The 13,225-nt window shown below is 36.8% G+C and carries 6 protein-coding genes, 2 pseudogenes and 1 CRISPR repeat array; of the genes and pseudogenes, 5 read left to right on the forward strand and 3 right to left on the reverse strand.

Annotation, left to right across the window (positions count from 1 at the left end; all coding sequences use genetic code 11):
• Window positions 1-76: 76 nt before the first annotated feature.
• Window positions 77-433: pseudogene (locus H6F47_RS24190) on the reverse strand (hypothetical protein); the annotation flags it as partial.
• 520 nt (window positions 434-953) lie between these two features.
• Here H6F47_RS24190 and H6F47_RS24195 point away from each other — a divergent pair.
• The 3 genes and pseudogenes from H6F47_RS24195 to H6F47_RS24205 form a co-directional block, all read left to right on the forward strand.
• Window positions 954-3,437, forward strand: coding sequence for a DEAD/DEAH box helicase family protein (locus H6F47_RS24195; RefSeq protein WP_190651343.1), 2,484 nt, complete (start codon window positions 954-956; stop codon window positions 3,435-3,437).
• A 3-nt stretch (window positions 3,438-3,440) separates the two neighbouring features.
• Window positions 3,441-4,283 (forward strand): hypothetical protein, encoded by an 843-nt coding sequence (locus H6F47_RS24200; protein WP_190651346.1) that lies wholly within the window; start codon window positions 3,441-3,443, stop codon window positions 4,281-4,283.
• A gap of 132 nt (window positions 4,284-4,415) precedes the next feature.
• Window positions 4,416-4,817: pseudogene (locus H6F47_RS24205) on the forward strand (transposase); the annotation flags it as partial.
• Between the two features lie 157 nt (window positions 4,818-4,974).
• Here H6F47_RS24205 and bchE read toward each other — a convergent pair.
• Window positions 4,975-6,636, reverse strand: a complete 1,662-nt coding sequence (bchE, locus tag H6F47_RS24210) for a magnesium-protoporphyrin IX monomethyl ester anaerobic oxidative cyclase (protein ID WP_190651347.1) — start codon at window positions 6,634-6,636, stop codon at window positions 4,975-4,977.
• Window positions 6,637-7,306: 670 nt separating this feature from the next.
• A CRISPR array of direct repeats spans window positions 7,307-8,613; the repeat unit is 37 nt; unit sequence GTTTCAGTCCCCTTGCGGGGATTAGGTAATTAGAAAC.
• Between the two features lie 420 nt (window positions 8,614-9,033).
• Between bchE and cas6 the strand changes: the two genes are divergently transcribed.
• A complete protein-coding gene (cas6, locus tag H6F47_RS24215; protein ID WP_190347393.1) occupies window positions 9,034-10,176 on the forward strand; it encodes a CRISPR-associated endoribonuclease Cas6 in 1,143 nt (380 codons plus the stop codon).
• Window positions 10,177-10,317: 141 nt separating this feature from the next.
• On the opposite strand, the gene H6F47_RS24220 is transcribed toward cas6, so the two are convergent.
• Complete coding sequence (locus H6F47_RS24220) at window positions 10,318-11,733, reverse strand: Rieske 2Fe-2S domain-containing protein (RefSeq protein ID WP_190651350.1); 1,416 nt, start codon at window positions 11,731-11,733, stop codon at window positions 10,318-10,320.
• Window positions 11,734-11,926: 193 nt separating this feature from the next.
• On the opposite strand from H6F47_RS24220, the gene H6F47_RS24225 reads away from it, so the two are divergent.
• Complete coding sequence (locus tag H6F47_RS24225; RefSeq protein WP_190651352.1) at window positions 11,927-12,691, forward strand: PAP/fibrillin family protein; 765 nt, start codon at window positions 11,927-11,929, stop codon at window positions 12,689-12,691.
• Window positions 12,692-13,225 lie beyond the last annotated feature (534 nt).

A 13,225-nucleotide genomic window follows, 5' to 3' on the forward strand; every position in this document is an offset into this window, starting at 1 on the left:
CTTTTGCTCCCATGTCAAGTCAAATTTTTCTCTGCTCGCTGCTGCTTATCTTGTTTCTTTTGTCAAGTTCATTTTATACCAAATTAGATGAGCTTACCCTGTATCCCCCATCTACAATCACTATTCCTGGTTGATATCCTCGACCTAGAGTTTGATCTATTAACTTAATTGCTATCTCTGTTTTTTTCTGAAATAGAGGGTCTTGTTTCCCTTCGGCTAAAGAATCGGCGTGTTGATATAATTCTATATCTAATGGTAGGCCTACAGCGTTCTCTGCCATCTGGAATATGTTTTTTCGCTCGCTTTCTCCTAATAATCCTCCTAAATAATGTCTAAACTCCCTTTTTTGGGCTTTATGGCCAAATACATCATCAAACCTTTGACACCATTTTTCAAAGCATGGGGGCATAGCTGTGGGTGTTGTCTCTTTCATGGGGGTTAGTTTGATGTGAAAGCTTTGCTATGCCTGCATTATAACCCTTTTTTGTCTCTTTTTTTGCCTAAGTCCCGTTAACAATTCTCAATCAGTCTGATTCAATAACATCTTCATTATTGCAGTACACATATACTAATAATTAGCGATCGCTGTGCCAGTTGCGTAAGTCCTGTTTTCAACAACAGCGTTTTGGAGGAAGGTTTCATTTGAGTTGGGAATGACTGCTTGTAGCATATTGTTTTGGAAGTTAAATTTTTTACTCCCAGAAAAGCGTTAGCTTGCAACTGATAGCTACACGGTGTTAACCCAAGGTGATGTATAGAAATCCGGTTTGATTCTTGAAAAAATACGTAGAGTGCGTTAGGATGAAATCAGTACCGTATCCTACAATACTTAATTTTGTTCAGAAATTAAATAGGAGTCCTATATTTGCCTTGGAATGAATTGCACAGCCGGAATACCTGCAAGTGCGATTCGTTGTAAAATTATCTAAATAAAAATATTAATAAATCAGTTTATGCTTGATCCAACCCCTGGTTATATTGCTATAAGAATTGTACGTGCTGCTTTTCGAGAGATCCAGAAGCTTTCACACCAGTATTCTGAGACTGTAGCAGAAATTTTAAAACAAATGCGTCAGGGGAATCTTGGAGATTGTAAGAAGTTAAAAGGCTGTACAGATTTATGGAGAACTAAGCAGGGTGATGTGAGGGTTATTTGGCAACAGATAAAGTCCCAGGAAATTTTAGTAATTAAGGCAGGTTTAAGAAAGGATGTTTACCAGGGAGTTATCGAAGATAGAGATAGAAACCCAACATACACCTTAGCTAATTTAATGGGAATTGAAGAAAGCCAAGTAGAAGACATACCAACGTTTAATTTTAATGTCAATAAGACTTCTTCATGGTATCAATTTATTTATGGTGCTTATTTGTATTCACCTCACCTTACTCAAGAGCAAATAAAACTCTTTGACCAATTATTAGAAACATTACAAAGAAGTTATTCATATTCTAGATATTTAGAACTTACTAACATTAATAGTGTTTTATTACAAAGCGCACCAGGCACAGGTAAAACTGTATGTGCTGCTGTGATAGCAAGTGAATTTTATAAAAATCATAACTGTAACGTTGTTTTAATTCTTCCTGAAGCTTTATGTTCTGAGCTTAGAGAGTATACTGAAATTAAAGAAATTTTACAGGATCAACAATCTAGTTTTTTTGTTGGTAGTTTTGCAGAATGGCTTTGTCAATCTGCACCTGAATTATATCAGCTTGCAACATCTTCCGAAGAATTACAGGCTTTACAAGCAGAAGCTCAAAGAGTTCATGCAATTTCTAGAAATGAATTACTTCCATACAGAGACTTAATTTTATTCAGAGCATTTGTTCTGGCAAGAGATGAAATTTACCAATCCCGACATCCAAATTACCATGAAAATATACCTCGCCTAGAATTTCTGAGAAGAAATATTAATTTATCTAGATGGGAAGAAAGATTAGGACATAAAAAAAGTTGGCTACAAGGAGTAAAAGAAATTACAGAATTTGCCTATCCTGTAGAAGATAGAAATACAACAATATTTATATTAGATGAAGTACAGGATTATCTAAGGTATGAAATCACAGCTATTATCGGGATGCTGGAAAGATGGCAGAATCATTACCAACATAATTCTATTCTCTGGCTATTAGGAGACAGAAATCAAAATATTATGCCCACTGATTTTGATTGGGGACAATTAGAACTAACTAGAACGAACTCACTCAGATACAATTATCGCAATACAAAATGTATTATAGAATTTGCCAATATTTTTCATTCTTTTGCACAAGCAGCAAATTCAGGAGGAAGACATTTACCTCAACCAAGTAATCCTGAAGACGCTTTTGAGAAGGGAGAGCTTGTAAAAATTTTAGAATTTAGTTCAGAAGAACAAGCACTACAAATTCTTACTAAATTAAGCAAAAAAATTATCAATACATCTAGTTCAAATCAGCGTTCTTTGCTGAGAGAAATTTCTAGTCGAGTTAAAGTAATTTGTAAAAATATTCCCGAAAAATATAAGAATCTTCCTGGAATAGATTATCTAAATGTTCAACAAGCAAAAGGAAGAGAGTTTGATGGTTGTGTTGCTTTTTGTGTATTGGGCGGAGAGGGAAAACCATCTTTTGAGGAAGCCACTAGTTGGTACACAATTTTTACTAGACCTCGTTACAGACTTCTTGTAATTGCTACTACGGAGGAAATTAATCGAATTGGCAGAGATAAATTTAATAAATGTGAACCTATCCAGATTTCAAATATAGATGAGCCTTTAAAATGGATAACAGAGTTTGCTAATGGAGAACAAATATTGAAGAATACAGAAGGAGTTCGTAATATTATTTATCAAGGTTTAAGCAGTAAACCTATCAAAATTTATTGGGATACTTATGCTGCTTTAAGATTGACAAAAATTAACAATACACAATTAGCAGAAATTGAAAATACAAGCATTAAATATTTAGCTGGCGTTGCTGATTTGGGGTATGATTTATATTTGTTGGCGATCGCTAAACTATTATATAATCAATACTTCAGATTATTGGATTTTTATTTTCATACCTTGATTCAGCAACGCCATTTAGCTAATCAGCAGCATAAAAATATTTTACAGGAGTTAAATTTATTGCAACCTGAGCAAATCCGTAGTGATAGCGATCGCATACCGCTAAGATGTTTATTATTGAGGGCTTTAGGTAGTTATTGGGATGCAGTTGAAGAAGCATCTCTATTGCAGAAAATAGATCCTCAAGAATGTAAACGTATAATATCAGAAATTGCCAATGAACTTGAGAGAAAACAACTTATATATGAAGCTGCGCGAGTGCGAATGAAAATAGGAATTAGTATTCCTGAAGATTATCCATTTAGAAAAGAAATTATAAAGCAAGATGGTTCGTTAGTATCTTTGCTTTGTCATGCTGCTATCAATAAAATTAAGGAGTATAGATAAGTTATGAATCCAAATAGACCTACAGACCTACAAATTGCTCAAGACCTTGAGAAACTAGCTGAAGTTATTCATGAATCTATAGAAAGAGCAGAAAATACTCTTCAACAAGTCAAAAAAGTTAATGAAGTTAATACGCTAATTGCTAAAATTGACCGCAGTTGTGAAGAACTTTTGAAAGCACAAGAAACTGTTAAAAGAACTCAAGATAGAACATCTAATTACTTGCAAGAAGCAAAAGCGGTTGAACAAACTTTATATAATTTAAAAGAAATACCAAAGCAACTTGAAGAAATTGGTATTAGCGGAACTTTTTTAGAAGAACTCAATTTGCTTTTAGATAATGTAAATAATGTAAAAAAGGAAACACAAATATTAATAGAAGAATCTCAACAAATATACTTAAAAGCACAAAAATATCTTGAAACATCAGAAAGCTTATTCAATAAATCTGCAAAAATTAAACAAGAAATTGATCAAATCTATTCCTCTACAAAATTGAAGATTCAAGAATTAGAAGATGAGATTAATACATATAATCAAGAAGTTACAAAAGCCCAAGATATTCTTCGAGAGTTCAACTTTCTTGTATCACAAATGGGAGGATTGAAACAAATTAGAACTTTGTTTCAAGAGGTACAAAATACTCGTTTAGAACTAAGGAATTTACAAGAGGAGTTATTATCTACTAAACAACAAATGATTGCTGTGCAAAATTTTGAGAATTACCTAAAAGATTTGCAAAATATTCATAATCGTAGACAACTCTGGAAATGGCTAAAGAACGAATTGGGATTTGTTGGAGTTGTTATATACATATTGAGTTTAATTACTCCAAAAGGAAAATAATAATCATAAATTATTGACTTGTAACCAGAAGTATTAAATGTGGTAAAGTTAGATAGGGTTTGCTGAATAAACGCAAAACCTAGATAAAGCAAGAGTTTAGGGGCAAAAAAGAGGAACAAAGTGCAAGGAAAAGTAGATAAAATTTACCGTAATAGGGAGAATCGAGACTGGTGTAAAGAAAGAGGAATTAGAATCAGTGGTCCCCCACTGGGTAGACCACCTAAAAATGTCAGCAAAGAAACAAAGAAACAAGCGCAAGAAGATGAACGGATTCGTAATTCTATTGAGAGTAAATTCGGACAAGGTAAACGAAGATTTAGTCTGGGTAGAGTTATGGCTAAACTACTTCATACTTCTTTAAATTCTATTGCTATTTCTTTTTTAGTCATGAACCTTTCTACCCTGTTATCACGGCTTTTTTGGGGATTTTTTTGTCAATTTTTCAAACTTACGTCTTTTTTCCCTTATTTGATTAGTGAAATTGATTATTTAGTGAAGGTCAGACAACAAAATCTTATCTTTATTTCTGCTTGACTACCCACTCAATTCTCCTCAAAGTTTTTTTCGACTTTTTCAGCAAACCCTATTTAGTTTACTTTAGTAAACTTTAGCTATTAGCCCAGAAATTCATTTCTGGGCGAGCAAGGAAGAGGTTGACAAACTCACGTTAACACAAACTTTCAATACCCCCTTAAACCTGTTCAGACTCCACAAACTCTGGCAGATCATTAGGAGCGCCACAAGGAGAAATATTTGTTAACTTCACCTCAGACTCTACAAACTCTGGCAGATCATTAGGTGCGCCACAAGCAGAAATATTACCCGTAAAATTCACATCCGCCATTAATTCTGGATGTTCTTGTTTACGTTGTGCAATTTCTTCACGGGTGAGAATCTTCGACTCGTCAAAACCTAACTCAATTTCTGTGTTTAACCCCTTATACTTCACCCGTTTTAAATTGTAAAATCGTTTGTTGAGGGTGGTTGTCACAAAAGCTTTCAAACAACCTAAAAGATACTTACGTTTAAAAGCATCTTTCTCAAACCAATACTCAAAACTTTTGCGGAGGTAAAACCGGGCATAATTTCGCAGCACTCCTTTTAATACATCTTCCCTTTCCATTGCGTCGGGTTTCATGATCGGAGTAACAAAATTATATTGAGAATAATCCCTCACTTCAACGCGATCGCCCAAATCTTGAAATAACTCAGAAAATGGCCAAGGAGTAAACATATTCCAGTTTACCATGTCCGCTTTCCAATCCAAAGCCATTTTGTAAGTTTCCTCAATTGTTTCAGGGGTTTCATTTTCCAAACCCATAATAAATTGAGCTTCCGCCAGCATACCATTTTGTTTTAACAATTGAATTGCCCGTTTATTTTGTTCAATTGTGGTTTCTTTACGGAACAAATTCAATTTTAATTGTGCTGCTGCTTCTGTTCCCAAGGAAACATGAACTAACCCAGCTTTGCGGTACAATGGTAAATCATGTTCATCCCGCAATATATCCGTCACTCTGGTATTTATTCCCCAATGCACACCCAAATTTCTTTCTATCAACTCGTTACACAAAGCGATAAATTTGGGTTTATTAATAGTTGGTTCTTCATCTGCTAAAATGAAAAATCCCACCTTATGTTTTTTCACCAAAATTTCAATTTGATCAACAAATTGTTTCGGACTGCTAGAACGATATTTGCGCCAAAATGCCCACTGGGAACAAAAACGACAGGTGAAAGGACAACCTCTAGCATAGTTGGGAACAGCTACCCGCACATTTAGCGGAGTATAGATATATTTACTCCAATCTAATAAATCCCAATCTGGGGTGAGAGTATCTAAATCAGCAATCGGTGGATGGGCTGGTGTAGCGACAACTTGCCCATTTTCTAAGAAAGCAATACCTAAGATATTACGACGTTCTGCTTCATCTTTTCCGCGAGCGATCGCACTGATTAAATTAACAGTTATTTCTTCCCCTTCACCCCGAATAATATAATCTACCCAAGGAGCTTCATTGAGAACTTCACTGTACATATAGGTAGGATGAATCCCACCCATAATAGTTTTAGCTTCAGGGCAAACTTGTTTAACAATTTCTAGGGTTTTTTGCGATTGATAAATCATCGGTGTAATTGCTGTCGCCAAAACAATATCTGGCTGATGCTTTTTGATAATTTCTGCTAAAGCATCATCAGCAATATAATCAGTCATGGCATCAACAAAACGAATGTCGGTAAAGCCAGCAGTTTTCAACGCCCCACCCACATAGGGAACCCAACTAGGTGGCCAATTTCCCGCAATTTCCGCACCACCAGAATGATAATTGGGTTGAATCATCAGAATCCGCATAATCTAACTCCTAACTCTTACCAGAAAAGTCAACGATGGAAAATATCCCACTTTTAACTATGTTGCTTCTTCTAGAAAATTTAAAAAGGAGAAAAATTTCTGGATAAATTATTACTAATTGATGTAAATTACATAAGCAAAAAAAATTGTTCTTCAGTACATAGTATGCAAAATCAATCTCAAAAAACTGCGGAAGGCTTAATATACATAAGACATAAGTTACAAATATTGGATATTTTTACAAAAATTGCCTCTTTACCCTGTTAAGAGTTCCCTGTTAAGAGTTCCCTCTTTCAGACTGGTAATTTAGCATAACAAGTACGGTAGAACCAAAAAAATTACCAGTTAAATTACTGCACACAAGTTGTAATTGCTCGATTTTTATCTTGTAAATTACTGGTTAAATTAATTTACTTCTATTACTTTATAGCTATGCAGCCTTAAATTTAAAAAAGTTCTGAAAAACTTAATCTTTGGGTTTTAATTATCTTTGTAATATCTGTTTCAATACTTGTCGGTTAAGCACAAAAAAATAAAATCGCGTAGGTTGGGTTGAGGAACGAAACCCAACATTGACAAGGGTTTGTTAGGTTTCACTTTGTTCAACCCAACCTACGAAAATCCTTAACCGAGCAGTATTGATATCTGTTTCAATTTGATTCATTTAAACGTTTTATTCTCCTTGCGGGGAGTTGGTAGTTTGAAACCTAAAACCTTTTAGGATTCAATCAGTGGAAACTATAGCCAGTTTCAGTCCCCTTGCGGGGATTAGGTAATTAGAAACTTTTTAGCCGTTCCCTATAAGAAAAGTGATCATCTGGTTTCAGTCCCCTTCCGGGGATTAGGTAATTAGAAACTTTTAAATATGATAAAAATTGGAGTAAAAAAGCTGATGTTTCAGTCCCCTTGCGGGGATTAGGTAATTAGAAACAAACCGAATGCAACATTTTTATCGTTATGTCGCATTGTTTCAGTCCCCTTGCGGGGATTAGGTAATTAGAAACGAGAGAGAGGAAATCTAAAGCAAATAAAATATACAGTTTCAGTCCCCTTGCGGGGATTAGGTAATTAGAAACCCGGGATGAAAAGGTATCCGTATACCTAAATGGTATTGTTTCAGTCCCCTTGCGGGGATTAGGTAATTAGAAACTGTCATGGAGTCCAGTCTTTATGATTTGGCTGCTATTGGCGTTTCAGTCCCCTTGCGGGGATTAGGTAATTAGAAACCTGCGACGATACCTATAACCTAGTGGATAAGCCAGAGGATTTGTCGTTTCAGTCCCCTTGCGGGGATTAGGTAATTAGAAACCAGAGAGGGCGTTTTAGGGTTTTCCCTTGGTGACTTTTTCGCGTTTCAGTCCCCTTGCGGGGATTAGGTAATTAGAAACTTAATGGTGTGCTGTTACGGGAATATCAGAAGGTTGTTTCAGTCCCCTTGCGGGGATTAGGTAATTAGAAACGAGAAGTAGCCAGCTTCTCTAATCTGCGGTAGCCGGTTTCAGTCCCCTTGCGGGGATTAGGTAATTAGAAACTAAGGCTGTTAGCTACATGGAACAGCTTGAGCATATTATGTTTCAGTCCCCTTGCGGGGATTAGGTAATTAGAAACAACAGGTTTGTTTAACTTCTTCTGTAGAGAGTTAGAGTTTCAGTCCCCTTGCGGGGATTAGGTAATTAGAAACGTTTTGACAATGGCATTTATGACGGTGGCTCTCATGCGTTTCAGTCCCCTTGCGGGGATTAGGTAATTAGAAACCTGGTAGAAACGAACTCAGCTTTAATGGCTGGGCAGTTTCAGTCCCCTTGCGGGGATTAGGTAATTAGAAACAGAGAAAATCTAAATTTGCCAAAATGAAGAAATGCAACGTTTCAGTCCCCTTGCGGGGATTAGGTAATTAGAAACCTAACTCTGAGAATTGTTGTTTAATAGCTTCTAATTTGGTTTCAGTCCCCTTGCGGGGATTAGGTAATTAGAAACCCCGCCCTCTGAAACATAGTCTGGGAGCAGACTGTAGGGGGGAATTTGGCGGACCTCTCAAAAAACCTCATTTCAGGCTTCGGGTCAACTGCCAACTGAAACTGATGAAACGCTAGAACTATTCAATTATCAAGGTTCTGGCGATTTGGCGGACCCCCCAGGGTTTTTGACCCCGCTCTAGGTCTGCCAAAAATTTATCTTGATCCAAGAGTAAAATTTAGCAACCTACTTGTCAAGAGTTTTTTTGTTACAAATAATTACTGCACTCTTTCTATTTTATATTCAAGTCCCGACTCCTGACTCCTTGATCTCCTGACTCCTTGATCTCCTGACTCCTGACTCCCCACTCCTCACCCCATCCCCACCAGGGGACCAAAACATAGTAAAATACAGAAAATCACATTATGTAGCCTCAAGATCATGCCCAGAACAGCTACATCCAGCAAACGCAAAACCCCATCTAAAAATACTCCTCTAGTATGGGCAGATAACAGCGAATTAGTCGGCCTAGTCTTTGACCTAGAAGCAACCAATTCCACATACCTATACTCACAATACACCATCGGACTTCATGCCTGGTTTCTAGATCAAGTCAGACAAATTAACCCTACCCTGTCCGCATATCTTCATGATGGAGAGTCAGAAAAACCCTTCAACATCTCAGCTTTAGAAGGCCAACTGCTTCCCGCAGGTAAACAACTACAACTGCAAGCAAACCAAACCTATCGCTGGCATCTTCACACATTTTCCCAACCAGTAGTAGAGTTTTTAAGTCAGTGGTTAACCCAACTCCCACCAACCCTAAATTTAAGAGATGCTTCCCTACAAATAAAAAAAGTTAGTATTCTCCATCCACCAACTACATATCACCAAATCCTACAATCATCCCTCGGCAAACACACAAACATTAATCTTAGCTTTATTTCCCCTACCAGTTTTCGCCGCAAAGGACATCATTTCCCCCTTCCCGTTCCTGTTAATCTTTTTCATAGTTACCTCAGACGCTGGAACGACTTTTCAGGAATGTCCATAGAACAAGATCCCTTTTTAGAATGGATAGATGAAAACGTCATCATTCACAAATACCGCTTAGAAACAGTAAAAGTTGCAGCCGGTAAAAGAGGTTCAGTCACAGGTTTTACAGGAGCGATATCTCTGGGGTTGAGTAAAACAGCATTAACCAACAGAGAATTTACCCAATTATTTTATGCCTTAATTCAACTTGCTCCCTACTGTGGTACAGGACATAAAACCACCTTTGGACTCGGACAAACCCTGTTAGAATGGGTAGAACCAGAAACCAATACATCAGCAGAAATTATCAACAACCTGCTACCAGAACGCATAGAAGAACTAACAGCAATATTCACCGCAACACGCAAACGCACAGGAGGCGATCGCACCGAAAAAATAGCCACAACTTGGGCGACAATATTAGCAAGACGAGAAATGGGCGAATCATTAAAAGTAATATCCCAAGATTTAGAAATCCCCTACTCCACCGTCAAAACCTACGTTAAATTAGCCCGTAAAGAACTAAAACAATTGACAATTGATAATTGACAATTGACAATTGATAATTGACAACTTTTGCATTCAAACTTGACAGCAGGTTTCATGTATTTTTGCCATACCCTTCTTATTCTCTAATTCTCTTACTCCGCGCCTCTGCGTCTCTGCGTGAAATAAAAAAATGTGATTTAATTATCCATTATCCGGTAAATTTCTTGGTGGTATCAACCGCCCCTGATAAAACCGTTTTTCCAACCTACCCAAACCAAACCAAATTCCCGCACCACCAACCACAACCAAAGACAGAAAACCAACAGTAAAAATATCCTGCTGCTTATAAACAAACATCAGCAAAGGAAGCAACCCCCAAACCAAAACTGTTAACCCTGCAACCCCCATCCGCAACTTTTGTAAATTAGCCAAAGCACTCCGACAACTAGCACATTTTTTTGTATGGGAGTAATATCTATCTAACAACTCTTCCTTTGATAATGGTGGTGAGAAACTTTTTCCAGGAAACGGATCAATACTATATTGATTCACCCAAGAACGCAATTGAAAAACAAATAAATCTGCCTTAGTTGGCAAATAAAACGCCTTAGTAAAATTCTCACTTCCACCCCTTGCGGCTAAATATCTTTCTTGATGATGTAAGAAAATTTGATCATCTTCTAAAACCCCATTTTGTCCAATGTGAGAATACCAACGGGGAGTTAATTTTAAAAATATTCCTGGTAATTTAGCAGCAAACTTAAAAGGAAAAATCGCAAATAACCGACATTCACCTTTACGAATTGGAGTAGCATAAACAACAGTTAAAGTTCTACCAAACTGTTTAGATGTCAAGTCATGCCACATTAAACCAGGAGCAATAAAAGTAGTATATTGTTTTCCTAAAGTACCTTTGCGGGGTCCTTCTTCCCAAATTCCTTTAAATCCCCATTTTCCTGATTCTACTACTTCTAATTCCACAGGAGCAACATTAGCGCGGTTGCCGACGGTACGGTGATGGGTGTAAGGTATATGACTAGAATCTAAGACATTTTCCATTAACGTCAAAGCATCATAGGGAATATCTCTAAAAGTATTGAGACAAACCCAACCTTCCGGTTCTTCTTCTAAAATATCAACAATGGGAACTTTAGTTTTAGCAGCATTTTCCGCAGTTCCCGGATAAACAAATAACATTCCTTGTTTAACGGTGGTTGGAAATGAAGTTACACAAGCACGTTGAGAAATTTCTGCTTTTCCACCTGCGACTTGTTGGGGAATGCGATCGCATTTTCCCGTACCTGAAAAAGTCCAACCATGATAAGGACATTCTAACAATCCATCTTCATTAATTCTACCTTCTGATAGAGGCGCTAAACGGTGAGGACATTGATCTAAAAATGCTCGCCATATATGCGCGTTATTATCCCACCATAAAACCAGATCCTTCTCTAGCAAAGTGAAGCGAGTAGGCAGGGTTTTGTCTAAATCTTCCACATAATGAACAGGATACCATACTTCTTGCCAATCAAAGCGATCTGGATCGAGTCCACCAGCGGGAAGTAATTCTGTGGTTATGGTTGGAGATGCGTTTGACTGGATAATGCTGTTGGACATGATAGAATTAACAATGATTGTAAATAATGTTTATTACCCCAAAACTAAGATAACACAAAACAGAACGAAAGTAGTTTTTGTAGGTTGGGTTAAGCGACAGCGAAACCCAACAAATACTTATAAATATTGGGTTTCGTTCCTCAACCCAACCTACGTGACTTACATAATTCCTATTAACAAAACAAGTAAAACTATGATAGTAGACACAGAAAAATGTACAGCAGCGAAAACAGAGTTACGTCAAATATTAGCTGCTTGTGGTGGTAATACCAAAGATCAAAATGTCATTGCTGCAATTGAAAATCTCCAATCTTTCAACCCGACAAAAGCACCAGCCCAAAGTGGTAGTTTAATGGATAGTGAATGGTTGTTGATCAGTGCGCCAAATTTTCCCCAAGGTGAACTACTAGCAAATGGAAAATATGCCTATAATTTGGGGCGTTTGGCTTTTAATATGTTTCAACCAACAAAATTAAAATTAGTAATTGATCGCGTTTTGCAACCTGTGTTTCCAGTAGGAAATGGAGAGCAAAGAACTCATGATATTGTGGTGGAATTTACCACTATTGATGAATCTGTTCCCCAACTTTCGGGAATTGTAATCAACCAAGGAATTTGTCAATCTGTCAGTGATACATTGCTACAAGTTCAGTTTACAGGAGGAATTTTAAAACCGCAATCTACAACCAATTTAGAAGATTGGAAAGCGGTTTTTAGTGAACAAGGTAAACCAGAAAAAATAAGTTGGCAAGATATTTTGATGTCTGGTTTTTTAAAGTTGATGTTTGGTTTAGTTCCTCCACAAACTATGAATCCTGAAACTGGAGAAGTTTCGTTTATGATGAATCGTTCTCCTAAAGGACGTTTAGAAATTCTTTATTTAGATGAAGAATTAAGAATTACTCGTGGAGAAAAAGGAACTGTTTTAGTTTGTGAAAGACTGGGTTCAAACAATTGACAATTGACAATTGATAATTGACAATTAATTGAAAATGTTTGTTTTTACCTTGTAGGGGCGTTCGCGAAGCGTGCTGGAAGCATCAGCATTCGGGTGATAACCTAAGCTGTTGTGCATTTAATTTGTATAAGTGGAACAGGCAAGATGCCTGTTCCACAAGAGTTCAGAATATTAGGATTATACAATTTAGCTGTGTAACAGCTTAAAACAATTGATAATTGACAATTGATAATTGACAATTAATTGAAAATGTTTGTTTTTACCTTGTAGGGGCGTTCGCGAAGCGTGCTGGAAGCATCAGCATTCGGGTGATAACCTAAGCTGTTGTGCATTTAATTTGTATAAGTGGAACAGGCATCTTGCCTGTTCCACAAGAGTTCAGAATATTAGGATTATACAATTTAGCTGTGTAACAGCTTAAAACAATTGACAATTGACAATTGATAATTGACAATTAATTGAAAATGTTTGTTTTTACCTTGTAGGGGCGTTCGCGAAGCGTGCTGGAAGCATCAGCATTCGGGTGATAACCTA

This window comes from Sphaerospermopsis sp. FACHB-1094 (assembly GCF_014696195.1).
Classification (GTDB): Bacteria; Cyanobacteriota; Cyanobacteriia; order Cyanobacteriales; family Nostocaceae; genus Sphaerospermopsis; species Sphaerospermopsis kisseleviana.

Coding starts and splice junctions, on each gene's coding strand:
- H6F47_RS24195 (WP_190651343.1), top strand. CDS start 954: ATGCTTGATCCAACCCCTGGTTATATTGCTATAAGAATTGTACGTGCT.
- H6F47_RS24200 (WP_190651346.1), top strand. CDS start 3,441: ATGAATCCAAATAGACCTACAGACCTACAAATTGCTCAAGACCTTGAG.
- bchE (WP_190651347.1), bottom strand. CDS start 6,636: ATGCGGATTCTGATGATTCAACCCAATTATCATTCTGGTGGTGCGGAA.
- cas6 (WP_190347393.1), top strand. CDS start 9,034: ATGCCCAGAACAGCTACATCCAGCAAACGCAAAACCCCATCTAAAAAT.
- H6F47_RS24220 (WP_190651350.1), bottom strand. CDS start 11,733: ATGTCCAACAGCATTATCCAGTCAAACGCATCTCCAACCATAACCACA.
- H6F47_RS24225 (WP_190651352.1), top strand. CDS start 11,927: ATGATAGTAGACACAGAAAAATGTACAGCAGCGAAAACAGAGTTACGT.